Raw genomic sequence first — 23104 nt, 5'->3', positions numbered from 1 at the left:
CGCGGTCGCGGGGGCTCACCGACCGAGCCGCTCCGCGAGCGCGGCCCGGTACCGCCGCGCCAGCCGTCGCGCGACGAAGCGGTCGCGCGGGTCCACGCCGAGGACCCGGAGCGAGCCCGCGTACGCCGCGAGCCCGACCGCGCTACCGACGAGGACCGCCGTTCCACCGGGCAGGAGCGTCCGGACCGCGTACATCACGGCGACGGCGACGACGCCGGCCGCGAGCGGCGTGAGGAAGGTCCGGTCGAACGGCCACAGCCCCTCGAAGCGGCGCAGCAGGACCACCTGGATCGCGTTCTGGACCGCGATGGCGAGCGACGTGCCGAGCGCGGCGCCGACGAGCCCGTACCGGACGACGAACGCGTAGGTCAGCCCGACGTTGAGCACCGCGAGCAGCCAGTCGAGCGCCATCCGCGCGTACTGGTGGTCGGTCATCATCAGGAGCCAGCCGGTCGCGCCGACGGCGCTCCCGACGAAGACGCCGCCGAGGTAGACGACGAGGGGGCCGTACCCCGAGACGTACGTCTCGCCGAACAGCGCGAGGATCTCCCGGCCGTACACGACCAGCACGGCGAGGATCGGGACGACCGCGGTGACGATCTGTCGCGTGACGGAGCTGTACACCGCGTTGAGCGTCGCCGTCCGGTCGTCCGCGTACAGCTCCGAGGCGACCGGCGGGAGCAGTTGGTTGAAGGATAGGAGCGGGATCCACGCGACCGCGATCACCACGAGGACGACGTTGTACACGCCGGCCGCGGTCGCCGTCAGCAGCGCGCCGACCAACAGCACGTCGACGCGGTTCTGGAACACCTTCCCGAGGCTGCTCATCGCGACCGGGACCGCGTGGTCGTAGAAGCGGCGCGCCTCGGCGCGTGCGCCGCGGAGCGTCGGTCGGACGCCGGTGACGGAGGCGGAGAGGGGGACGGCGACCGCGGCGAGCAGGCCGGCGGCGGCGACGATCGCCCCCGCGACGCCGACGACGGAGTAGCCGAGCGCGAGCGCGGCGAGCGCGCCGACGAGCCGGGCGGCCGGGCGGAGCAGCTTGTTGAGGAGGATCTCGCCGCGCGCCGACCCGACCGCGCGGAAGATCGCGGACGCGACCATCACGACCCCCAGGAGTCCGACGAGCCCGCCGAACGCGCGCATCGTCCCCGCGAACGCCGGCTCCGTGACCGTGCGGGCGTTTATCGCCGGGGCCGCGAGCCAGACGCCGGCCGCGATCGCGACCCCGAAGCCGATCGTCGTCGCGTACGCGAGGCCGGCGACCGCGCCCCGCCGGCCCGCGTCGTCGGCGTACTCCGGGAGGTAGCGCTGGATGGCGGGGACGCTGCCGAACGTCACCAGCCGGGAGAGCAGCTGCGCGATGCGCCACGCGAGCGCGTACACGCCGTAGGCGGTCGGCCCGAGCCCGCGGGTCAGCGCGAACTCGGCCGCCGCGATCAGCGCGCGCTGACCGGCGACCCCGCCGGAGGTGAGCACCGCGCCGTGCGCGATGGTCTCTAACGCCTCGCGCTCGTCGTCGGGGATCTCGCCGGGCTCGGGCCCCTCGTCGGACTCCGCCGCCTTCCCTTCGCGTTCGCTCTCCACGGTCGTCTCTGTCGATCCGGTCGCGGTCGCGCGAAAAAAGGGACGCGTTTCGCGGCCGACCCGCTCGGCCCCGCAGTCACGCGGTCGGGACCTACCAGCGCTGGTGGACGTGCGCGCGGACGTGCTCGTCGTAGACGTCGGCCGCGACCTCGCGCTCGGCGGCGTCGAGGGGAGCGGCCTCGCTCGCGGCCGCGTTCGCCCGGACGTGGGACGGCGTCGTCGACCCGGGGATCACCGTCGAGACGGCGTCGTGATCGAGGATCCAACGCAGCGCGAACTCGGGCAGCGGCCGGTCGTCGGGCAGGCGATCGTCGAGCGCGTCGACCGCGTCGAGGCCCGCCTCGAAGGGGACGCCGGCGAACGTCTCGCCCACGTCGAAGGCGTCGCCGTCGCGGTTGTAGTTCCGGTGGTCGTCCTCGGGGAACTCGTCGTCGCGCGAGAGCGCGCCCGTCAGGAGCCCCGAGGCGAGCGGCACCCGACAGACGACGCCCACGCCGCGCGCGGCGGCCTCGTCGAGGAACAGCTCCGCGGGCCGCTGTCGGAACGGGTTGAAGATGATCTGGACGCTCTCGACGCCCGGGAACTCCATCGCCTTCAGTCCCTCCTCGACGCGCTCGACGCTGACGCCGTACGCGTCGATCCGGCCCTCCGATTCGAGCGTCGCGAGCGCGTCGAACGCCTCGGGCCGGTAGTAGACGTCCGTCGGCGGGCAGTGGAGCTGGACCAGGTCGAGCGTCTCCACGCCGAGGTTCTCCCGCGAGCGGTCGACGAACCGGCGGAGGTTCGCCTCCGTGTACCCGTCGGGCTCGTGCGGGTCGAGCCGGCGGCCGGCCTTCGTCGCGACGGTCACGTCGCCGGCCGCGATCTCGTCCGCGAGCGTCTCGCCGAGGATGCGCTCGGAGCGACCGTCGCCGTACACGTCGGCGGTGTCGAAGAAGTCGATCCCGGCCTCGCGGGCGGCCTCGACGGCCGCGACCGCCTCCGCCTCGGTGACCTCGCCCCAGTCGCTCCCGATCTCCCACGCGCCGTAGCCGACCTCGCTGACTGCGCCGACGCCGCCGAGTTCGCGGTGATTCATGGCTGTACTCTACTGGTCGCGGCGGGGGCAAGGGCGTTCCGGAGGCGGCGAGACCGCGGCGTCCCGCCTCACCGCGCACTTTTAATTGGGCCCCGGGACGACCCGCGTAGCATGGCGAAGCCGGGACTGAAGGTGAACGCGGTCGGGCTCCTGCTCAGCGCGGTCGGCACCCTCCTGCTGTACGCGCACGTGACCGACGAGTACCACTCGCACATCCGGGACATCGGGTCGATCGCGGTCGGCTACCTCGGCGTGATCCTGTTCGGGATATCGGTGTCGCTCACCGGGCTCGCGCTGCTGCTGCGGCGGTCCGTCGACTGAGGTCGTCCCGCTCGTTCGGGAAGGGGAGGTGCGCGCGCCCCTCGTCCCACTCGGCGTTCATCACCCGCCAGCGGGGGTCGTCCAGCCAGAGCGAGCGCTCGTCGCGTTCGGCGCGCTCGTGTGCCGCGGTCTTGTCGTGGCCCGCCGCCCGGTGTTCGATCTCCCTGAGCTCGTGGTAGAGGATGAACCGGTCGTACTTCGCCCACTTCTCGGAGACCCACACCTCGTTCTCCGGGATTCCCAGCACGTCCGCGGCCGGGGGGTAGACGAGCTCCCCCTCGTAGACGACCCGGTAACAGGCGTTGTAGTCCGCGATCACCTCGTGCGGGACGTGTTCGACGGTCCACCCTCGCTCTCGCATCGCTTCGCGCGGCGACGGCATATTCAACGCCCCTGCGGCGCGACGCTTCAGCGTTCCGGCGGTCTGTGTCCTGTTCACACCCTCCGTCAGAGGACGGCCGCGAGCGCGTCCATCGTCTCCTCGACGCGGTCGACCCGAGCGCTGTGGCCCATGTGGCCGACGCGGAGAACGTCGCTCGCGCCGTCGCCCAGCCCGGTCGCGAGCAGGACGTCATGTTCCTCGCGCAGCCGCTCCTGAAGCGACTCGGCCCGTCCGGGCACCGCGAAGGCGGTCACCGTCGGCGAACTCCGCTCGGGGCCGGGCACCGTCTCGAGCCCCAGCTCCGCGCCGCGCTCGCGGCACCGCGCCGCGGCCGCCGCGTGTCGCTCCCGGACCGCGTCGAGCCCCTCGTCGAGCAGGAGCCCGAGGGCCTCGTCGAGCGCGACGACCTCGGTCGTCAGGTGCGTGTACGGGAAGCCGTCGCTCACGTCGCGGAACGGGAGGAAGTTCGCGTACAGCGAGTGCGGCTCGCGCGCCTCCATCGCGGCCCACGCGCGGTCGCTCACCGCGGCGGTGGCGAGGCCCGGGGGCGCGCTGAAGCACTTCTGGGACGCGCCGAGACAGACGTCGATCCGCTCCGTCGGCACCGAGACGCCGCCGAGCGAGGAGACGGCGTCGACGACCGTGAGGATCTCGGCGTCGGCGGCCTCGATCCGGTCGAGCGCGGCGTCGACGTCGTTGAGCGCGCCGGTCGGCGTCTCGCAGTGGACCATCGTCGCGACGTCGAAGTCGGCGTCGTCGGCCGCCAGCGCCTCGTCGAGCGCGTCGAGCGGCAGCGGCTCGTCGTGCTCCGCGGCGACGACGGTCGGGTCGCCGCCGTACGACGCCACGAAGTCGGCGAACCCCTCGCCGTAGAGCCCGTTCGCCAGGCACAGCACCTCGGTCCCGGGCTCGACGAGGGACGCGACCGCCGCCTCCAGCCCGAGGATCCCCTCGCCGCCGAGAACGACTACGTCGCGGGCGTCGGATCCGGAGGCGTCGGGGTCGATCCCGTATGCCGTCGCCAGCCGCTCCGTGACGCGGTCGTATATCTCGCGGAACGCGGGGTCCACGTCGGGGTTGATCAGCTCGCGTGACATCGCCTCGCGCACCGGCTCGGGGACCGCGGTCGGTCCCGGCGTCATGAGCATACGCCTCGGTTCGGCCGACGGTATATAAACGGACCGCGGACGCGGCCGCCGCGCCGCCTCAGGCGGCCGCTCCGCGGGGGGCGGCCCGCGCTCGGCGCGCCGACACGCTCATAAGTTTCTGTCGCCTGCGTTCCGGTACGATGATGCTTCCGACCCACGTGCTGGCGGGGATGCTGCTCGCGGCCCCGCTGGTGCGCGTCGCGCCGGAACTGGCCCCGGTCGGGTTCGCCGCCGGCTTCCTCGGCGGACTGGTTCCGGACCTCGACATGTACGTCGGCCACCGCAAGACGCTCCACTACCCGGTCTACTACGCCGCGCTCGCGGCCCCGGCGGTCCTCGCCGCGCTCGTGGCCCCCTCCCAACTCACCGTCGGGGTCGCGTTCCTGCTCCTCGGTGCGGCCCTCCACAGCGTCGCCGACATGTACGGCGGCGGGCTGGAGCTCCGCCCGTGGGAGGGGAACTCCGACCGCGCGGTGTACGACCACTACCGGGAGGACTGGGTCGCCCCGCGCCGCGGCGTCCGGTACGACGGGGCGGTCGAAGATCTCGCGCTCTCCGTGGGGCTGGGGGTCCCGCTGCTCCTCTTAGTCGACCCGCCGCTCCGCCAGATCGTGATCGGCACGCTGGCCGTCGCGGTCGTGTACACGGTCCTCCGGCGTCGCCTGGCGGAGATCGCGGCGGCCGTGATCCCGCTGCTCCCCTCGGTCGTCGACCCGTACCTCCCAGAGCGGTACCGATAATCTATCGGGGGGATCCGGGAACCAATGCGCTTACTTTCTGCGCCTCGTTTGACCCGGTAACAGTCCGCGCCGGCGACCGCTCGCCCCGGCGCGCGCACCCACAATGCAACAGTACCTCGACCTCGTCGACGACGCGCTCTCGACGGGCACGTACAAGCCGAACCGAACCGGCGTCGACACCATCGCGACGTTCAGCGGACAGTACACCGTCGACCTCGCGGAGGGGTTCCCCCTCCTTACCACGAAGAAGATGGACGGCTACCGGTGGAACTCGCTCATCCACGAGGTGCTGTGGTACCTCTCCGGCGAGGAGCACATCCGCAACCTCCGCGAGGAGACGAAGATCTGGGACGCGTGGGCCGACGAGGAGGGGAAGCTCGACACCGCCTACGGGCGGTTCTGGCGCCGCTACCCGGTCCCGGAAGCGGCCGCCGAACTGCCGGGCGAGACGTGGCCCGACGACGCGGACCGCTGGGTCACCGTCGAGGAGGACGTCGACGGCACGACGCGCCGCACGTTCGACCAGATCCAGTACGTCCTCGACACCCTCGAGGAGAACCCCCATTCCCGCCGGATGGTCGTGAACGCGTGGCACCCGGCGAACGCCGCCGTCTCCACGCTGCCGCCCTGCCACTACACCTTCGTCGTGAACGTCCAGGGCGGGCGGCTCAACCTCCACCTGACGCAGCGCTCGGGCGACATCGCGCTCGGCGTCCCGTTCAACATCGCGGCGTACGCGCTGCTCGCGAACGCGCTCGCCCAGCGGACCGGCTTCGAGGTCGGCGAGTTCGGCCACACGGTCGTCGACGCCCACGTCTACTGCGGCCGCGGCGACCGCGGGAAGTGGTACGCGAACAACCTCCGCTACGTTCAAGAGCGGCTCGCGAACGTCGAGAGCAAGGACGACTACCTCGAGGTGAAGAGCTGGGTCGAGCGCACCGCGCCGGACGAGCCCGACGGCCAGGAGGGGTACGACCACGTCCCCGGCCTGCTCGAACAGCTCTCGCGGACGCCGCGCGACCGCCCGCGGATCGAGATCGCGGACAAGCCGCTCGACGAACTCACTCACGAGGACGTCGCGGTCGTCGACTACGACTCCGCGGACGGCATCTCGTTCGCGGTCGCGGAGTGATGACGGACGACGAGCGCGGCTCCGCGGACCCCGACCTCGTCCTCGTGGCCGCCGTCGCCGAGAACGGCGTGATCGGCGGCGACGACGGGATGCCGTGGCACTACCCCGCGGACCTGTCGCACTTCAAGCGGCTCACGACCGGCCACCCGGTGATCGTCGGCCGGAAGACGTACGAGGACATCGCCGACCGGATCGGCGGCCCCCTCCCCGACCGGACGAACGTCGTGCTGACGACCCGCTCCCTCGACGACGCCGACCTCCCGGACGGCGCGGTCGTCGCGGGCGGCGTCAAGGAGGCAGTCTCTCGCGCCGCGGCGGACGCGACCGAACGCGGCGTCGAGACCGTCTACGTCATCGGCGGCGCGACCGTCTACGAGGCGCTCCTCGGCCGCGCCGACGGGATGGTGATCACCGAGATCCCCGAGCGGCCGGCGGGCGACACGCGGTTCCCGGAGTGGGACGCCGACGCGTGGACCGAGCGCGCGCGGGAGACGGAGGGCGACCTCGCGTTCGTCACCTACGAGCGCGCCGGGGCGGAGTGACCGAGGCCGAGACGCGGCTCCCATTCGGGCCGCGACCCTCTCCGGAGAGCGCGAGCTACTCTAGAAAGCGCGACTCGACGTCGCCCGACGGCATCATACACCGGTCCTTTTTCCCGAACCACCGGTACCGGTGGTCGGCGACGAAGTCGTACGCGCCGTCCCGGACCGCGGCCGGGACGTATCGGAACGGCGAGAGCAGCCGGTACGGCCAGCCGAGGCCGGCCGCGATGCGGAGGACCGCCGCCGACTTCACGTAGGCCTCCCCGTCTTCGATCAGGACGATAGACTCCAGCTCGTCGGTCGGCAGGTCGTGTTCCGCGAGCAGCGCCCGGCCGACGTCCGACTGGAGCGAGGCGAAGCGGTACTTCCCGTCCGGGTCACGGGGGAGGACGAACTGGACGAACCCGTTACAGAGGTTACAGACGCCGTCGAAGAGCACGACGGCCGCGTCCTCCGGTATCTCCCGGTCCATCTCGCGTGGTCCTTGCGGCGCCGCGCTGTTCAGGATTCCGGTCGCCGATCGACACTCGGACGGAGTCGGCCGGTCCTCTGACGGATCCGGCCGACCCCGGCGAGGCCCGCGTCAGGCGCCCTCGTCGTCGGTCGCCGGCTCGACCTCGATGAGGCGCGCGACGTCGGCCGGGAGGCTCTGCTCGGCCGACGGCGTCTCGACGGTGAGCATGTCGAACGGCGCGACGTCGACGACCACGAGCTCCGCGCCCGGCCAGACCCCCGCGTCGGCGAGGTAGCGCAGTTCGGCGTCTCCCTGGTCCCGGACGCGCTGGACGACGACCCGGTCGCCCTCCTCCGCGTCGACGAGTCGGACGGCGTCGCCCGCGTCGGGGAGCGAGAGGTCGGCGTCGGGGATCGGGTCGCCGTGCGGGTCGACCGGCGGGTTGCCGAGCGCCTCGGCGATGCGGTCGCTCAGCTTCTGGGAGACGTGGTGTTCGAGCCGGTCGGCCTCGTCGTGGACGTCGACCCAGCTGTAGTCGAGCTGCTCGGTCAGGAACGACTCCAGGAGCCGGTGGTGTCTCAGGATCTCGAGGGCCACGAGCTCGCCATCGTCGGTGAGCGTCACCCCCTTGTACTCCTCCCGGTCCACCAGCCCGCGCTCCGCCAGCTTCTTGATCATCGAGGAGACGGTCGGCGCGGTGACGTCGAGGTAGTCGGCGAGCGCGGAGGTCGACACCCGCTCGCCGGTGTCGCGCTCGATCGCGTAGATCGCCTTGATGTAGTCCTCCATGACCGCGCTGATCACCTCCGAGGACGCCCTCCGCTCGGGGGCCTCGCCGCCCGGGTCGGCGTCGCCGCGGTCTCCGTCCCCGGTCACGGCTCAGTCACCCCTCGCTCCGGCGTCGGCCTCGACGCCGTCGGTCTCGATGCTCCCCATCTCGGGGGTCTCCGCCTCGCCGCGGACGGACTGGAGCTTCCCGACCGCGACCGCGCAGACGTAGATCCCGACCGCGACGAGGACGATGACCCCGCCGGCGGTGACGCCGCCGTAGTAGGCGACGCCGATCCCGAGGAGGACCGCGAGCTCCGCCAGCACGACCGAGACGACGATCGACTCGGTGAAGCTGCGCGACACCTGCGTCGCGCCCGCCACGGGCACGACGAGCATCGCCGCGACGAGGATGACGCCCATGATCTGCATCGCGCCCACGACGACCATCGCCGTCAGCATCACCATCACGCGGTTGTACCAGTTGACGGAGATCCCGGAGACGGCGGCCGCGGTCTCGTCGAAGGTCACGTAGAGGAGCTGGTTGCGCGTCAGCGCCACCGTGCCGACGATGACGGCGAACAGCGCGAGCAGGATCCCCGCGCTCTGGGGCGACACCGTCGAGAGGCTCCCGAAGAGGAACTGGTTCACCCCGACCGCGAGCCCGCCGGCGTTGATGCTGATGAGCGTCGTCCCCAGCGCGAAGCCCGTCGAGAGGACGATCGCCATCGAGACGTCGTTGTACGCGTCCGTCGTCTCGGAGATGAGTTCGATGAACAGCGCCGCGATCATCGCCACGACGACGGCGGTGAGGTACGGCGACACCCCCAAGTCGATGACGGCGTTGAGGAACAGCCCCACGGCGACCCCCGCGAACGCCGTGTGCGCCAGCGCGTCGCCGATGAGCGCGAGCTGTCGGTGAACGAGGAAGGTGCCGATGAGCGGCGCCATCACGCCGATACAGAGCCCGACCAGCACCGCCCGCTGCATGTACCGATAGCGCGGGTTCAGCATCTCCAGCCCGGTGAGGTAGTGCGCCCAGTCCATCAGCCAGTACCACTGTTCTAACACCCAGAGGAGCGCGCCGAAAACGGTTTCGCCGACGCCGGCGAGGCCGCCCTGAAGCGCCAGCGCCGCCGACTGGTTCACCGCGGGAAACAGCCACGCCGCGAGCGCGGCGGTCAGCGGGTCGCTCATTCGCCACCCCCCGCGAGGAAGCGCGCCCCGGCGCCGAACGCCCGCGCCAGCGCGTCGCTCTCGACGAACTCGTCGGCCGGGCCGTCGAAGTACACCTCGCGGTTCAGACAGACGACGCGGTCGGCGTGCTCGACGACCGCGCTGAGGTCGTGCTCGATGAGGAGCACGGTGATCCCCGCGGCGTTGAGCGCGTCGAGCAGGTCGTAGAACGCGTCGACCGACTCGGCGTCGACGCCGACGGTCGGCTCGTCCAACACGAGCAGGTCGGCCTCGCCGGCCAGCGCCCGGGCGATGAACACCCGCTGGCGCTGCCCGCCGGAGAGCTGCCCGATGCGGCGGTCGGCGAACGCGCTCATGCCGACCGTCGCGAGCGCGTCGTCGACGATCCGCCAGTCGCCGGCGGTGAGCCGTCCCGAGACGGCGTTGGCGGTCCGACGCGCCGTGCCGACCGGGTCGTCGAACAGCCCGCCGACGACCCCGGCGTCCCCGCCGGGGAGGTTCCCCACCGCGACGTACGGGAACCGACCCATCTTCACCACCTCGCGGACGGTGATCGGCATCTCCTCCGCGGCGGTGGCCTGCTGCGCGACGTAGCCGACGCGCTCGCCGTCGTCGAATCGACCCGCGTCCTCGCCGAACAGCCGCGCCGCCCCGGCGTCGGGACCGATCAGGCCCAGCATCAGCCGCATCAGGGTCGACTTCCCCGAGCCGTTCGGCCCCACGACGGCGACGTACTCGCCGGAGTCGACGGTCAGCGACACGTCCTCGACGACCGGCGTCGCCGTGTAGCCGAACGTGACGCCGGAGAGGTCGATGACCGGATCGCCAGCCCCGGCGTCGGACGCCGCGCTCGCACGGGCCGCGGGGTCCGTCTCGTTCGCACTCATACCGGTTCGAAGTTCCGCCACTGTTCGACCCACCCGTCGGTCGGCGCCGCGTCCTCGGGCGTCTCGGTGCCGAGGACGATCTTGAACGTGGGCATGTTAATGTTGTACGCGATCTCCTCGTACCCCCAGTTCTCCGCGACCCACTCGTCGCGCACACCGGCGTACGGCGTGACCGGGAAGTACGCCTCGACGTCGGTCTCCCGGAGGAGCTGTTGGGCCGGTCGCTGCGACTCGAAGACGCCGTTCGCGATGTACCGGATGTCGTTCTCGCGGATGACGCGCGTCGCCTCGCGGACGTCCGCGGGCTTGACGTCGCCGCTCGCCGCGAGGTTGGTGACGAGCGGCCGCATCCGGACGCCGTACCGCTCGCCGATGTACTGGAAGGCGTTGTGCGCGGCCAGCTGGACGACGTCCCGCTCGGCCCGGTCGAAGATGGCCTCGTAGTCCGCGTCGATGCGGTCGAGGACGTCGGTCTTGTACGCCTCCGCGTTCTGCCGGATCCGGTCGGCGTGGTCGGGAACGAGCTCCGCGAACCCGTCCGCGATGTTGTCGACCGAGCGCTTCGCGCGCCGCGGATCCAACCAGAAGTGCGGGTCCTTGCCGCGCTGCGCGCCGACGCCCTCCTCGTCGCGGTCGAGCGACGCCGCGAGGTCGACGAGCTCGATCCCCTCGCGGACGTTCAACAGCGCGGTGTCCGCGCCGTCGGCCTCGATCGTCTGGATGGCGCGGTCCGCCCAGGGCTGGAAGTCCTCGCCGACGTGGACGAACGCGTCCGCCTCGATGATCCGTCGGGTGATACTCGAGTTCGGGTCCCAGCCGTGACCGTGGAGCCCCGTCGGAACGAGGTTCTCGACGGTCAGCGGGGTCTCCTCGGCGACCCGCCGCCCGAAGTCGAAGAAGCTGAAGAAGGAGGCCACGGCGACCGGTCCCCCGTCGTCGCTCCCCGCGCCCCCGGTCCCCGCCGGCGCGCCGGGCAGCGACGAACAGCCGGCGACGCCCGCCAGCGCCGTCACCGCCCCGGCGCGTACCGCGTCGCGCCGCGTCACCGCTCGTCCGTCGCCGCTCTCAGGTGTCATGAACAGAGATCACATCCAATTATTTGACTCGTCTAAATCTATGTTTTCTCTGATCATATATCTCTTCCGCACCCGACGCTGCCGCTCCCGAGGGACACGGACGCAGGGACAGAATCTCCGGTTCGGTCGCCGACGAGCGCGCGGCGGTCAGTCGTCGATGACCGTCGAGCCGCGGCCGATCCGCGTCTGGTACGCCCGCGCCTCGATGCCGGCGCCGGCGAAGGCGTCGATCATCTCGGCGGCGACGCCGCGGCGGTCGCGCTCGCGGCAGGCCGCGATCACCGCGGGGCCCGCGCCGCTGACGGTGACGCCCGTCGCGCCGGCGTCGAAGGCGCGCTCGCGCACGTCGTCGTAGCCGGTGATCAGTCGGGCGCGCTCGGGCGTGACCACCGGGTCCGTCATCCCGAGCCCGACGAGGTCCGGATCCGAGCGGCACATGCCGACCGCCAGCGTCGCCGCGTTGCCGACCGTCTCGACGAGGTCCTCTATCGAGGCGGTCTCGGGGACCACGCGGCGCGCGTCGCGGGTCGAGACCGCGACGTCGGGCAGGCAGACGACGAGCGGGACGGCGGCGTCGACCGAGTGGGTCCCCTCGGCCGTCGTCACGGTGAAGCCGCCGAGGATCGAGGGGGCGACGTTGTCCGCGTGCGCGACCCCGGAGACGACGGCCTCCCCCTCCGCGGCGATCGGGACCAGCTCCTCCCGGGAGAGCCCCCGGTCGTACAGTCGGTTGAGCGCGACGGCCGCCCCCGCGGCGCTCGCGGCGGAGGAGCCGAGCCCGGACGCCGGGCGCACGCCCTTGTCGATGTGGATGCGCGCCGGCGCGTCGAGCGCCTCGACGACCGCGCCGACCGTGTTCTTCTCGGGGTCCTCCGGGATGTACTGCGCGCCGACGCCAGTGACCTCGATCGTCGTCTCGGCCGCCTTCTCGACCGTGACGACGTCGGCCGGTCGCGAGAGGGCCGCCCCGAACACGTCGAAGCCGCTCCCGAGGTTCGCGCTCGTCGCGGGGGCCCGTACCGTTACCATGGCGGGCAGTGTCCCCGGTGGGGCAAAAAGGAGCGGGATCGAACAGATAGTGGGACCGCGACGGCGTCTGGCGCGGTCGGCGGGAGGAGAGGAGAGAGTGGGCGCGTCGGGCAGGCTTTCGTCGAGCGTTCCGTCCGGCGGGCTCAGCGGGCCATCGTCCACAGCAGCGTGCCGACGAGGACGAGTGGGATGCCGAGGAGGATGAACGTCGGCGGCATCGTCGTGTACGGCGCCATCAGGAAGACGACCCCGAACACGGCCAAGATCGACGCGATGGCCTTCTGGGACTTCAGCGGCGCGGCACCCAGAAGCGAGACGACGAGCCCGAACAGTATGACGTGCCCGAGGTGGTAGTCGAGCAGGAACGTGTCGATGACCAGCGGCGAGATCATTCTTGGCTGGAGGTGCGAGCGATTCGCGCATTAAAGTTCCGTTTCTCGCGGCCGGGGCGGCTCACGGCGTGCCGATCTTATAAGGGCCGTCGGCGCGACCGGCGACCGTGCGACTCGTTCAGGTCATGATTCCGGCGGGCAAGCGGGCGGCGGTCGTCCGCGCGCTCGACGACGAGGGAGTCGACTACGTCGTCACCGACGAGACGAGCGGGCGGGAGTACACCGCGGTCGCGACGTTCCCGCTGCCGACCGCCGCCGTCGAGCCGGTCCTCGACCGACTGCGGGAGGCGGGGATCGACGAGAGCACTTACACGGTCATCGTCGCGGCCGAGACGGTCATCTCGCGCCGGTTCGAGGCGCTCGAGGAGGAGTACGAGGAAGACGCGGAGCGGGGCGGCGACCGCATCTCCCGGGAGGAGCTCCAGGCGAAGGCGGACGATCTCGCCTCCGGGCTGGGGACGTACGTGCTGATGACCGTCATTTCGGCCGTGATCGCCACGGCGGGCCTCCTGCTCGACTCGCCCGCCACCGTGGTCGGATCGATGGTTATCGCGCCGCTCATCGGGCCGGCGATGTCGGCCGCCATCGGCACCGTCGTCGACGACGAGGCGCTGTTCCGCCGGGGCGTGCGGATGCAGGTGCTCGGCGTCGTCGTCGCGGTGCTCGCGGCCACGCTGTTCGCGTTCGCGCTGCGCTCGCTCGCCTTGGTCCCGCCCGGGCTCGACCCGCTCGAACTCGCGGAGGTGTCCGAACGCCTCGCCCCGAACGTCCTCGTGTTGGTCGTCGCGGTCGGGGCCGGCGTCGCGGGCATCGTCTCGCTGATGACGGGCGTCTCCGCGACCCTCGTCGGCGTGATGATCGCGGTGGCGCTCATCCCGCCGGCGGCCGCGGTCGGCATCGGGATCGCCTTCCGGATCCCGCGGCTCGTGCTCGGCGCGGGCATCATCGTCGCGGTGAACGTCCTCTCGATCAACCTCTCCGCGCTGGTGATGCTGTGGTACGAAGGCTACCGGCCGCAGCGGTGGTTCCGCGAGGACGACGCGCGCGCCGCGTTCGTCAAGCGCGCCGCCGTGCTCGTCGTCGCCATCGCGCTGTTGTCGGTGTTCCTCGGCGGCGTCACCTACGACTCCTACGCCGCCTCGACCACCGAGGCCGACATCCGCGCCGCCGCGACCGACGAGCTGACCGCGCTGGACTCGGAGTTCGAACTGCTCGAGCTCACGGTGGAGCGCTCCGGGACGGTGCCGCCCCTGGAGACCGACCGCGTGGTGGTCACGGTCGGCGCGCCGCCCGGCGGCACCGTCGAAGGGATCGCGCCCGCGCTCGACGACCGGATCGAGGCGGTCGTCGGGCGGACGGTCCGCGTCGAGGTCCGGACGGTGACCGTCGAGCGCGCCTGAGCGCGGCGCACCGCTCCCGCCGCCGTCGTCCGCTCTCGCGGCGACGTGATCCGAAGAGCAAGGGCTTTTTACCGGGCCGCCATGGCCTCGGCCAGTGACGGATTCCACGCAACCTGACGACGACTCGATGCGGGAGGTCGTCGAGCGGTCCCGGAGCGGCGCGCCCGCGGTCGGCGAGGCCGTCCGGGACCGATTCTCCTCTGACGAGGTGTTCCAGCGGATCATCGCGGCCGCGGACGAGGAGGTGACCTCGGGGAGCCGCGAGCTGTTCTTCAGCGGGCTCGCCGCCGGGCTGGCGATCACGATCACGTTCATGCTGTACGCGTCGCTGACGGCGGCGACCGGCCGCGACCCCATCCTGAGCGTCCTGTTGTACCCGCTCGGGTTCATCTACATCATCATCGGCGGCTACCAGCTGTACACCGAGAACACCCTCCCGCCGGTCGCGCTGACGCTCGAGCGGCTCGCGAGCCTCCCGACGCTCCTGCGCCACTGGACCATCGTGCTCGCGGGCAACTTCGTCGGCGGCGGGATCGGCGCGCTCGTGTTGTCGTACGGCGGCGTCTTCACCGGCGACACCGTCGACGCGGCGCGGTACATCTCGGAAGGCGGGTTCAAGGTCGGCACCGTACCGCTGTTCTTCAAGGCCGCGATGGCGGGGCTGATCGTCGCCGGGGTCGTCTGGGTCGGGTTCGCCTCCACCGACTCGATGAGCCGGATGCTCGTCGTCTACCTCGCGTTCCTCGCGATCCCGCTCGGCGACCTGTTCCACGTGGTCGTCTCCTTCACCGAGGTCCTCTACCTGTTCTTCCAGCACGACATCCCGCTGTACGGCGCGGAGCTCAGCCTCTACTCCGGGATCGTCGGGTTCGTGATTCCGGTCCTGATCGGGAACACGCTCGGCGGGATCGTGCTGGTCACGCTCGTCAACTACTTCCAGACCAGCGAGGAGCGCCTCGAGGAGGCGCGCTTCGAGGGCGTGAGCCGCCGCCTGACGGTCCCCGAGTGGGTGTTCGGTCGCGCGGCCGGGCGCTCGTACGTCCCGATTTTGGACGCCACCGAGGCGACGCTGTTCGCGGGCGAGGGGTACCGCGTCATGGTGCCGATCACGAACCCCCGGACCGACGGTCCGATAGTCGAGCTGGCGGCGCGGCTCGCGAGCAGCCACGAGGACGGCGTCGTCCACATCGTCCACGTCGTCCAGGCGCCGGAGCGGATGTCGCTGTCCTCGGGCGACGCGGGGCGGCGCATCGCGGACGTCTCCGCCGAGGGGATGGCGAACCTGCGCTCGACCGCGGCCGAACACGACGTCGAGGTGTCGACGTCGACGGTCGTCTCGCACCGCTCGTTCGAGGAGGTGTTCAACATGGCGCGCCGGACCCGCCCGGACGCCGTGCTGATGGGCTGGGGCGACGACCAGCTCTGGAGCGCCGCCCGCGCCGAGCGGCCGATCGACGAGCTCACCAACCAGCTCCCCTGCGACTTCCTCATCCTCAACGAGCGCGAGCTCGACACCTCGCGGATCCTCATCCCCACCTCGGGCGGGCCGGACTCAGACCTCAGCGCCGAGGTGGCGAAGGTGCTCGCCGAGACGGCCGGGGCCGAGGTGACGCTGCTCCACGTGGTGGACGGCCCGGACGGCAGGGCGCGCGGCGAGGCGTTCCTCGCCGAGTGGGCGGCGGAACACGACCTCGACGACGCTGATCTCGTCGTCGACGACGGCGGCGACGTGGAGGACGGCATCTGCCGGACGGCCGCCGACAAGACCCTGGTCATCATCGGGGCCACGGAGAAGGGGCTGCTCTCCCGGCTCGTCTCGAACTCGCTCCACCTCGACGTGATCCACGACGTCGACGCCTCGGTGCTGCTCACCGAGCGGCCCAGCAGCCGGTCGCTGCGCGAGCGGCTGTTCGGGTCGGGTCGCCGCGACGTCGCCGTGTCCGGCGGCGTCGAGCGCGAGTCGGAGCGCTCTCAGGGGACCGACGTGCGGTCCGGCGAGCCCGGCGAGGTCGCCGCGGCCCCCGACGGCGACGCCAACGGCGACGGCGGCTCCGACGCCGCCGAAACGGGTGACGGTGGCGACTCGCACGGCGCCCGCGACGCGGCCGACGACGGCCGCGCCGCCGAGTCGCCCGACGACGACGCCCCGGTCGACGAGCAGCCGCACCTCGACGACGCGTTCATCGCGGACCACGACGCCGCCGACGAGGAGGCCGAGGCGGACGAGGCCCCCGACCGCGACGGCGGCCGATAGGAAAAACGACTCTTTGCGTTATCGTCGTCTTATAGCTGCCCGCCGGCGAACGGTCGCGTATGGACAGACGACTGACGGCACTCATCGGCATCGCGGCGCTCGTCGCGCTGGCCGGCTGCGCGGGGTTCGCGGGGACCGCGACCCCCACGGACGGCGGCGAGGCGCAACTGGAACGGAGCATCGAAGTGACGGCCGTCGGCGAGTCGACGTCGGCGCCGGACCGCGCCACGCTCCGGGTCGGGGTCACCGCGACCGGGGCCGACGCGCAGGCGGTCCGCGACGACCTGGCCGCCGGCGACGAGGAGCTCCGGGCGTCCCTGACGGAGTGGGGGCTCGCAGAAGACGCGATCCGGACCGAGCGGTACGACGTCCGCGAGAGCTACGATACCCGCGACGACCCGAACCGGACGCGCTACGAGGGCGTCCACCTGTACGCGATCGAGGTCGACGACGTCGACGCCGTCGGCGAGGTGATCGACGTCGCGGTCGACGCGGGCGCGGACCAGGTCCAGCGGATCCAGTTCGGGCTGACCGAGGAGACGGAGCGCGAGGTGCGCGAGCAGGCGATCGACGAGGCGATGTCGAACGCCGACGACGACGCGGCCGCGCTCGCGAACGCGAGCGATCTTGAGGTCTCCGGCGTCTACGAGGTGTCGACGGCGGAGTCGCGCGGGGGCACGTACGTGACGGAGTCGTACCAGGCGGCGGCCGGCGACGACGCGGGCGCGTCGACCAGCGTGGAGAGCGGCGACGTCAGCGTGCGCGTCACGGTGAACGTCGTGTACGAAGCGGTTCCGGCGTAACGCCGCGAGAAGAACCCGTTTTTCGACCCCAGTCGCCGAGCCCGCCGACTACTCCCCGTCGCGCGTGGGGAGGTCGGGCTCGTAGCCGACCGCGTCGACGGCCATGTCGAGGACGCCCTCGACGTTCTCGTCCTCCGTGACGCTCATCGTCGCGTCGACGGACTCCGCCTTGACCGCCTCGAAGCGGTCGTGTTTGTTCGCCACCGTGAGCAGCGGCACGTCCGCGCCGAACAGCTCGCGGGCCTCCTCGCGGAGTTCGAGTTGGACCTCCAGCGGGTAGCCGCAGTCGCCGGAGGGGTCGATGACGAAGATCACGGCGTCCGCGAGGTGTTCGAGGGCGCTCACCGCCTGCCGCTCGATGTCGTTGCGCTCGTCCTCCGGGCGGTCTAGGAGTCCCGGCGTGTCGACGATCTGGTACCGGACGCGGTCGCGCTCGAAGTGGCCGATCTGGACGCCCTTCGTGGTGAACGGGTACTCGGCGATCTGGTTCGACGCGCGGGTGACCCGGTTGACGAACGACGACTTCCCGACGTTCGGGTAGCCGGCGACGACGACGGCCGGCTCGTCCGGCTCGACGTCCGGAAGCACCTTCAGCTGGTCCCGGGAGTCGCCGATGTAGCGCAGGTCGTCTTCGATCTGGTCCATGATGTCCGCCATGCGGGCGAACGCCTGCTTGCGGTGCTTCCGCGCGGTGTCCACGTCGGAGTTCCGGATCTTCGTGGTGTACTCGTCGCGGAGGTCCTCGATCTGGCGGCTGGCCCACATCACCTGCGAGAGCGCCTGGCGGAGGCGGTCGACGTCGACGAGCGCGTCCGCGAGCTCGTAGTAGAACGGGTCGACGTCGAAGCCGAAGTCCGGCCACGAGGTGACGACGTTCTCCAAGTTGTCCGAGAGCACGTTGCCGGCGGTCCGTAACATCGACTCCTGCGCCTCGTGGCCGCGCTTCGCGCGGCCGGCCCGCGCCGCCCGCGAGAACGCCTTGTCGACGAGCTCCTCGGAGCGCGGAGTCGTCGGGAGGCCCTCGAATATCATGTTACGCAGGCTTCGCCGCCGACGCGTATAAGAGCGTCCGTTCGCGGACCCCCGCGACACGGCGGCACACGGGCGGACGCGGCGGGTGCCGCGGGGCCTGCCGAAGCCGCTCACCGTAAGCGGCAAGATCTATCGCTATCTATCACACGCATATTTCGAGCCATACTTATGCTTCAAAGGAATACAATCGGACATGGCACGCTCGTTCACCCCGACGGCGTACGACGACCTGGATCCAGACCGCCGCCCGAGCCTCGCGGCGGCGCTGGTCCCGGTCCTCGCCGTCGTGGCGTTCCTCGGCATCGGCTCGGCCGTCCTCGGCCTCGACCCGCACCCGCCGCTGTTGTGGAGTATCGCCTTCGTCGGCGCGTTCGGCCTCTGGCTCGGCTACGACTGGGACGAGCTGTTCGACGGGATCGCGAACGGCCTCGTGATGGGGCTCCAGGCGCTCCTCATCATCTTCACCATCTACGGGCTGATCGCGACGTGGGTCAGCGCCGGCACGATCCCCGGCCTGATGTACTACGGGCTGGCGGTCCTCTCGCCGACGACGTTCCTCCCGGCGGCCGCGGTCGTCGCCGCCGTCGTCGCGTTCGCCATCGGCTCCTCGTGGACCACCGTCGGCACCCTCGGCGTCGCCTTCGTCGGCATCGGCGCGGGGCTCGGCGTCCCCGCCCCGATGACGGTCGGCGCGGTCCTCTCGGGCGCGTACGCCGGCGACAAGCAGTCGCCGCTCTCCGACACCACGAACCTCGCGGCGGGCGTCGCGAACACCGACCTGTACGGGCACATCCGCCGGATGCGGACCGGCACGGCGATCGCCTTCGGCCTCGCCGTCCTCGGGTTCACGGCGCTCGGGCTCCGCGCGAGCGGGTCCATTCCGGCCGGCCGGATCGCCGAGATACAGGGCGCGCTCGGCGAGACGTACGCGATCACCGTCGTCGCGTTCGTCCCGCTGGTCGTCACCTTCGGGCTGGCGCTGCGCGGCTACGCCGCCCTCCCGACGCTCGTCGCCGGCGTGTTCGCCGGCGCGCTCACGACGGTCCTCGTCCAGGGGGTCGGCTTCGTCGCCGCCTGGGAGACGTTCATGTACGGCACCGCGCCGGAGTCGGGGTCGACGCTCGTCAACGACCTCCTCGCGACCGGCGGGCTCACGGGCTCCGCGTGGACGATCACGGTCGTCGTCGCCGCGCTCGCGCTCGGCGGCATCCTAGAGCGCACGGGCGTCCTCGCGGTGATCGCCCACGCGTTCACGTCCGCCGTGCGGAGCCCCGGCGCGCTCGTGGCCGGCACCGGCGTCTCCGCGATCGTCATCAACGCGCTCACCGCCCAGCAGTACATGAGCATCGTCCTCCCGAGCGTCACGCTCCGGAACACCTACGACGAGTTCGGCCTCGAAACCGACCAGCTCTCCCGCGCCGTCGAGGCCGCCGGGACGCCGACCGGCGCGCTGTTCCCGTGGCACGCGGGCGCGGTGTACATGGCCGGCGTCACCGGCGTGCCGACCCTGGAGTACGCGCCGTACTACCTGTTCGCGTTCCTCTCGCCGCTCGTGCTGTTCGCCATGGCCGCGACCGGCTACACGATCGACGCGACTCCGACCCCCGTCGACGCCGGCGGCGACGCGGGCGAGACGACAGCCGCCGCGAGCCCGGGCAGCGACGACTGAGTCTCGGGAGCGCCCGGTCGACCCCGCGTTCGACACGTTTACGCGCCCGCCGATCCGTCCGTTCCACATGAGTCTGGAGGTCGCCGTCGCCGCCCCGTTCAAGGCCCGGGCCCAGGACCGGCTCGGACAGGGGGAGTTCGTCGTCGCGCTGTCGTTAGAGCGGGAGTGGTTCTCGCCCGACCAGGCGAAGCGGCTCGTCGACGTCGCCGTGGGGCGCGGCCTGCTCGCGTCCGAGGACGGCGACTTGGTCCTCCAGTTCGACCCGGCCGAGGTGACCGTCCCCGAGGGGTTCGTCCCGGACGAGTCGGTCCTCCGGGAGCAGTCCACCTTCGAGAGCGCGCTCGACGCCATCGTCGCCGCGGGCGTCGAGAAGCAGCGCGCGGTCGCCGCGATCAACGAGCGCCAGCGCGCGCTGGCGGTCACCATCGAGGCCGCCGCGGTCCTCTACGCCCGCGAGCAGGGGGCGACGGTCGACCGCCTCGCGGCCGACGTGCGCGAGGAGCTCGCCACCGCGAGCGACGACGAATCCGCTCCGGCGGACGACGGGACCGAACCGACCGACGCCGACGACCCGGGGGCGGCCTGAGATGGTGACGGACCGCCTCACCGACGGCGTCAGGCTCGCCCAGCTGCTCGCCTCGGAAGTGACGGGCAACGAGAGTCGCCTCCGCGGGTTGACCGTCGTCGACGCCGACCGCGACGTCGAGCCCGCGGCCGACGGCGCGTTGGCGTACCGGATCGCCCGCGAGCGCGGCGGCTCGGACGGCGGAGACGAGCGCGCCGACCCGCTCGCGGACGTGTACGTCCAGCCGGACCGCGTCCGGATCGAGGCGACGGCCGCTCCGGACGCGGTCGCGACGGCGGCGAGGGAGGCCGACCTCCGCGTCCGCCCGAAGGCGGTGCGACCCCCCCGGACGCTGGTGTTCGTCGAGGACGCCGCACAGGTGAAGCGCGCGCTGGCGGTCCTCGAAGCGCTCCGGCGCGAGTCGGCGACCGAGTGACGCGCCGCGTCGCTCCGCGACGCCCCTGACGACTGTCCCCGAAAAAATCCGCCTCGATTCTCCGCGACTACTCGGGTTGCCCGCCGTCGCCGACGGCGACGTTCGGTCCGGGCGAGCCGTCCGGGTCGACCCCCTCGCCGGAGACCTCGAAGTCGCGCACGAGCGCGCCGAGCCGCTCCGCCTGCTGCGCGAGCGAGCCGGCCTCCGTCGTCGCCGCGCTCATCGCGGTCAGCTGCTCGTCGGCCGCCTCGGCGACCGCGTCGGCCTCGTCGGCCGTCGACTGGCTGATGTCCGCGACCTCCTCGGCCATCGACACCGTCTCCTCCGTGCTGGCCGCCTGGTCGTCGGTCGCCCGGCTGATCTCGCGGATCCCCTCGCCGGCCTCCGCGGCGTTGTCGGACACCCGCGCGAACGCGTCCGCGGCGTCGTCGACCGCCTCCGCGCCCGCGGCGATGTTCTCCTCCGCGCTCCGGACCGCCTTCACCGTCCCGTCGGTCTGCGACTGCGTCGCGCCGATGAGCTCCTCGATCTCCGTGGCCGCGTCCTGGGTCTCCTCGGCGAGCTGTTTCACCTCGTCGGCGACGACCGCGAACCCGTCGCTCCCGCCGCCGCTCCCGCCGGCGCGGGCGGCCTCGATGTTGGCGTTGAGCGCGAGCAGGTTCGTCTGTTCGGCGATGTCGCCGATGAGGTCGACGATCTCGCCGATGTCCTCCATCCGGTCGTCCAGCTTCTGGACGGTCTCCGCCGCGGAGTCGAGCGCCTCGCGGGACTCCTCGACGCGCTCGATCGCGGCGTCGGCAGTCTCCTCGCCCTCGTCGGCGATGTCGGCGGTCTGTTCCGCGACCTCGACGACGGTCTGCGTCGAGGAGGCCACCTCTTCGATCGTGGCCGAGAGGTCGTTCATCTCGTCGGACACCTGCCGCAGCATCTCGCGCTGCTCGTCGGCGCCCTCGGCGATCTCGCCGACCGACTGGCTCACGGCCTCGCTCCGGTCGGCCGCGGTCTCGACGCCGTCGACCGTGTTCTCGCTCGCGTCCGACACCTGCTGGGCGAACGACCGGACCTCCCCCATCGCGCCGTCGATGTCGTCCATCATGCCGTTGAACGCCGCGCCGATCTTCGCCATCGCCTCGCTCTCGCTCTCGGCGTCGAGGCGAACGGTCAGGTCGCCGTCGGCGGCCCGGTTCATCGCCGCGCTGTAGGCGTCGGCCTTCGTCTCGAGGTGGCTGTTCAGCCGCTCTACCTCCTCGCGGCGCTCCTCGACCTCCGCCTTCGCGGCCTCGACGTCCTGTATCTCCGACTGCTTCTGCTCCGCCAGTTCGAGCTGCTCGCGCGCCGCCTCGCGCGACTTCTCGATCGAGTACCAGTTGACCATCAGCGCGCCGGCGAGCGCGAGGACGAAGATCGCGTGAATGCCGCCCCAGACGATCGGGTTCTGTATCGCCGCGGTGTGGTTGTAGACGAGGCTCGAATCGATGAGGCTGAACGCGCCGTGGCCGACCGCCACGTACGCGACGCCGACGGCGAACGGGAGCCAGTCCTCGTACAGCGCGAGCACCCCGATGAACACGAAGAAGCTGAAGTGCGCCTCGATGTAGCCGCCCGACAGCTTGACCATCGCCATCGAGACGGTCATGAGGCTGAACGCGGAGAGCACCGTCCGCTGGCGGCGGCCGAGCCGCGACCAGCTCGCCAGCGCGCCGGTGCCGAGGATGACGGCGATGAACCCGCCGAGCATCCACAGCGGCGTCGCCGGAATCTGCGCGCCGGTGAACGACTCCGTCCCGTTGTAGAGGCCGAGCCCGATCAGCAGCGGCACCTGGACCGCGGTCGAAATCAGGATGTTCCGATGCCGCGGGCTCCACATCTCCTCCGGCATCGAGGTGCCGTCCGGAATGTAGCGGATCACGTCCCGCACGCTCTCCGCCAGCCCGCCCGATCCCCCCGCGTCCACGCCGGTCGCAGTCTCTGCCATGGGCGACGATTGTCGCATGGTATAAAAACACGTTGCCTCCAGATATTATCGCTGATACCGTCTCTCAGGCCCTGAAACGCTAGTAATTAAGTCGCTGAGTGATTTCGTGCTGACACAATTTACCTCACAACGTTGCTGCTTGTTCGGCGATGATCGAACACGTTCGTCTCGGCGTGGGAGATAGCCTCATTGAGTGACACTAACCTCACCGGACAGAACCGGTTTCTCTGAGTGAAC

General features: G+C 71.4%; 23 protein-coding genes. 10 read left to right on the top strand and 13 right to left on the bottom strand.

The window, feature by feature from the left end; genetic code table 11:
• Positions 1-15 precede the first annotated feature (15 nt).
• Positions 16-1587 carry a lipopolysaccharide biosynthesis protein gene (locus Q0116_RS02225; protein ID WP_297885097.1) on the bottom strand — a complete coding sequence of 524 codons (1572 nt, stop codon included), beginning with the start codon at positions 1585-1587 and terminating at the stop codon, positions 16-18.
• 91 nt (positions 1588-1678) lie between these two features.
• A complete protein-coding gene (locus Q0116_RS02220) occupies positions 1679-2665 on the bottom strand; it encodes an aldo/keto reductase (protein WP_297885095.1) in 987 nt (328 codons plus the stop codon).
• Between the two features lie 111 nt (positions 2666-2776).
• On the opposite strand from Q0116_RS02220, the gene Q0116_RS02215 reads away from it, so the two are divergent.
• Positions 2777-2986 carry a hypothetical protein gene (locus Q0116_RS02215; RefSeq protein WP_297885093.1) on the top strand — a complete coding sequence of 70 codons (210 nt, stop codon included), beginning with the start codon at positions 2777-2779 and terminating at the stop codon, positions 2984-2986.
• Here Q0116_RS02215 and Q0116_RS02210 read toward each other — a convergent pair.
• On the bottom strand, positions 2946-3368 hold the full coding sequence (locus Q0116_RS02210) for a hypothetical protein (RefSeq protein WP_297885091.1): 423 nt from the start codon (positions 3366-3368) through the stop codon (positions 2946-2948). The genes Q0116_RS02215 and Q0116_RS02210 overlap by 41 nt on opposite strands.
• Positions 3369-3433: 65 nt before the next feature.
• On the bottom strand, positions 3434-4516 hold the full coding sequence (locus Q0116_RS02205; protein WP_297885089.1) for an alanine--glyoxylate aminotransferase family protein: 1083 nt from the start codon (positions 4514-4516) through the stop codon (positions 3434-3436).
• Between the two features lie 143 nt (positions 4517-4659).
• Between Q0116_RS02205 and Q0116_RS02200 the strand changes: the two genes are divergently transcribed.
• The 3 genes from Q0116_RS02200 (at position 4660) to Q0116_RS02190 (ending at position 6930) form a co-directional block, all read left to right on the top strand.
• A complete protein-coding gene (locus Q0116_RS02200; RefSeq protein WP_297885129.1) occupies positions 4660-5256 on the top strand; it encodes a metal-dependent hydrolase in 597 nt (198 codons plus the stop codon).
• A 103-nt stretch (positions 5257-5359) separates the two neighbouring features.
• Positions 5360-6388, top strand: coding sequence for a thymidylate synthase (gene thyA, locus Q0116_RS02195; RefSeq protein ID WP_297885087.1), 1029 nt, complete (start codon positions 5360-5362; stop codon positions 6386-6388).
• A complete protein-coding gene (locus Q0116_RS02190) occupies positions 6388-6930 on the top strand; it encodes a dihydrofolate reductase (RefSeq protein WP_297885085.1) in 543 nt (180 codons plus the stop codon). Before thyA ends, Q0116_RS02190 begins: the two co-directional genes overlap by 1 nt.
• Before the next feature lie 55 nt (positions 6931-6985).
• Here the strand turns inward: Q0116_RS02190 and Q0116_RS02185 are convergent, their stop codons facing one another.
• From Q0116_RS02185 to Q0116_RS02155, 7 genes are all read right to left on the bottom strand, one after another.
• Entirely contained in the window at positions 6986-7402 is a 417-nt protein-coding gene (locus Q0116_RS02185; protein WP_297885083.1) for a thiol-disulfide oxidoreductase DCC family protein, read from the bottom strand.
• A gap of 111 nt (positions 7403-7513) precedes the next feature.
• Positions 7514-8188: a metal-dependent transcriptional regulator gene (locus tag Q0116_RS02180; RefSeq protein ID WP_297885127.1), complete on the bottom strand. Its 675-nt coding sequence runs from the start codon at positions 8186-8188 to the stop codon at positions 7514-7516.
• Positions 8189-8263: 75 nt separating this feature from the next.
• On the bottom strand, positions 8264-9349 hold the full coding sequence (locus Q0116_RS02175) for a metal ABC transporter permease (protein ID WP_297885081.1): 1086 nt from the start codon (positions 9347-9349) through the stop codon (positions 8264-8266).
• Positions 9346-10236 carry a metal ABC transporter ATP-binding protein gene (locus tag Q0116_RS02170; protein ID WP_297885078.1) on the bottom strand — a complete coding sequence of 297 codons (891 nt, stop codon included), beginning with the start codon at positions 10234-10236 and terminating at the stop codon, positions 9346-9348. Before Q0116_RS02170 ends, Q0116_RS02175 begins: the two co-directional genes overlap by 4 nt.
• Positions 10233-11312 (bottom strand): metal ABC transporter substrate-binding protein, encoded by a 1080-nt coding sequence (locus tag Q0116_RS02165; RefSeq protein WP_297885076.1) that lies wholly within the window; start codon positions 11310-11312, stop codon positions 10233-10235. The genes Q0116_RS02170 and Q0116_RS02165 overlap by 4 nt, the downstream gene beginning before the upstream one ends.
• 147 nt (positions 11313-11459) lie before the next feature.
• Positions 11460-12341 (bottom strand): homoserine kinase, encoded by an 882-nt coding sequence (locus Q0116_RS02160; protein WP_297885074.1) that lies wholly within the window; start codon positions 12339-12341, stop codon positions 11460-11462.
• 143 nt (positions 12342-12484) lie between these two features.
• Complete coding sequence (locus tag Q0116_RS02155) at positions 12485-12733, bottom strand: hypothetical protein (protein WP_297885072.1); 249 nt, start codon at positions 12731-12733, stop codon at positions 12485-12487.
• Positions 12734-12858: 125 nt separating this feature from the next.
• Between Q0116_RS02155 and Q0116_RS02150 the strand changes: the two genes are divergently transcribed.
• From Q0116_RS02150 to Q0116_RS02140, 3 genes are all read left to right on the top strand, one after another.
• Positions 12859-14133: a TIGR00341 family protein gene (locus Q0116_RS02150; RefSeq protein ID WP_297885125.1), complete on the top strand. Its 1275-nt coding sequence runs from the start codon at positions 12859-12861 to the stop codon at positions 14131-14133.
• A gap of 94 nt (positions 14134-14227) precedes the next feature.
• The gene (locus Q0116_RS02145) at positions 14228-16387 is read left to right on the top strand and encodes a formate/nitrite transporter family protein (RefSeq protein ID WP_297885070.1); all 2160 of its coding nucleotides are present in this window, start codon (positions 14228-14230) and stop codon (positions 16385-16387) included.
• 59 nt (positions 16388-16446) lie between these two features.
• A complete protein-coding gene (locus Q0116_RS02140; protein WP_297885068.1) occupies positions 16447-17190 on the top strand; it encodes an SIMPL domain-containing protein in 744 nt (247 codons plus the stop codon).
• A 48-nt stretch (positions 17191-17238) separates the two neighbouring features.
• Here Q0116_RS02140 and Q0116_RS02135 read toward each other — a convergent pair whose 3' ends face one another.
• Positions 17239-18222: a GTPase gene (locus tag Q0116_RS02135; protein ID WP_297885066.1), complete on the bottom strand. Its 984-nt coding sequence runs from the start codon at positions 18220-18222 to the stop codon at positions 17239-17241.
• Positions 18223-18415: 193 nt separating this feature from the next.
• Between Q0116_RS02135 and Q0116_RS02130 the strand changes: the two genes are divergently transcribed.
• From Q0116_RS02130 to Q0116_RS02120, 3 genes are all read left to right on the top strand, one after another.
• Positions 18416-19891: a Na+/H+ antiporter NhaC family protein gene (locus tag Q0116_RS02130; RefSeq protein WP_297885064.1), complete on the top strand. Its 1476-nt coding sequence runs from the start codon at positions 18416-18418 to the stop codon at positions 19889-19891.
• 67 nt (positions 19892-19958) lie between these two features.
• Positions 19959-20477, top strand: a complete 519-nt coding sequence (locus Q0116_RS02125; protein WP_297885062.1) for a DUF2240 family protein — start codon at positions 19959-19961, stop codon at positions 20475-20477.
• Between the two features lies 1 nt (position 20478).
• A complete protein-coding gene (locus tag Q0116_RS02120; RefSeq protein WP_297885060.1) occupies positions 20479-20892 on the top strand; it encodes a hypothetical protein in 414 nt (137 codons plus the stop codon).
• A 67-nt stretch (positions 20893-20959) separates the two neighbouring features.
• Here the strand turns inward: Q0116_RS02120 and Q0116_RS02115 are convergent, their stop codons facing one another.
• Complete coding sequence (locus tag Q0116_RS02115) at positions 20960-22867, bottom strand: methyl-accepting chemotaxis protein (protein WP_297885058.1); 1908 nt, start codon at positions 22865-22867, stop codon at positions 20960-20962.
• Positions 22868-23104 lie beyond the last annotated feature (237 nt).

The organism is uncultured Halorubrum sp. (genome assembly GCF_937146585.1).
GTDB classification, from domain to species: Archaea; Halobacteriota; Halobacteria; order Halobacteriales; family Haloferacaceae; genus Halorubrum; species Halorubrum miltondacostae.
This window is presented reverse-complemented; position numbering and strand designations above follow the sequence as displayed.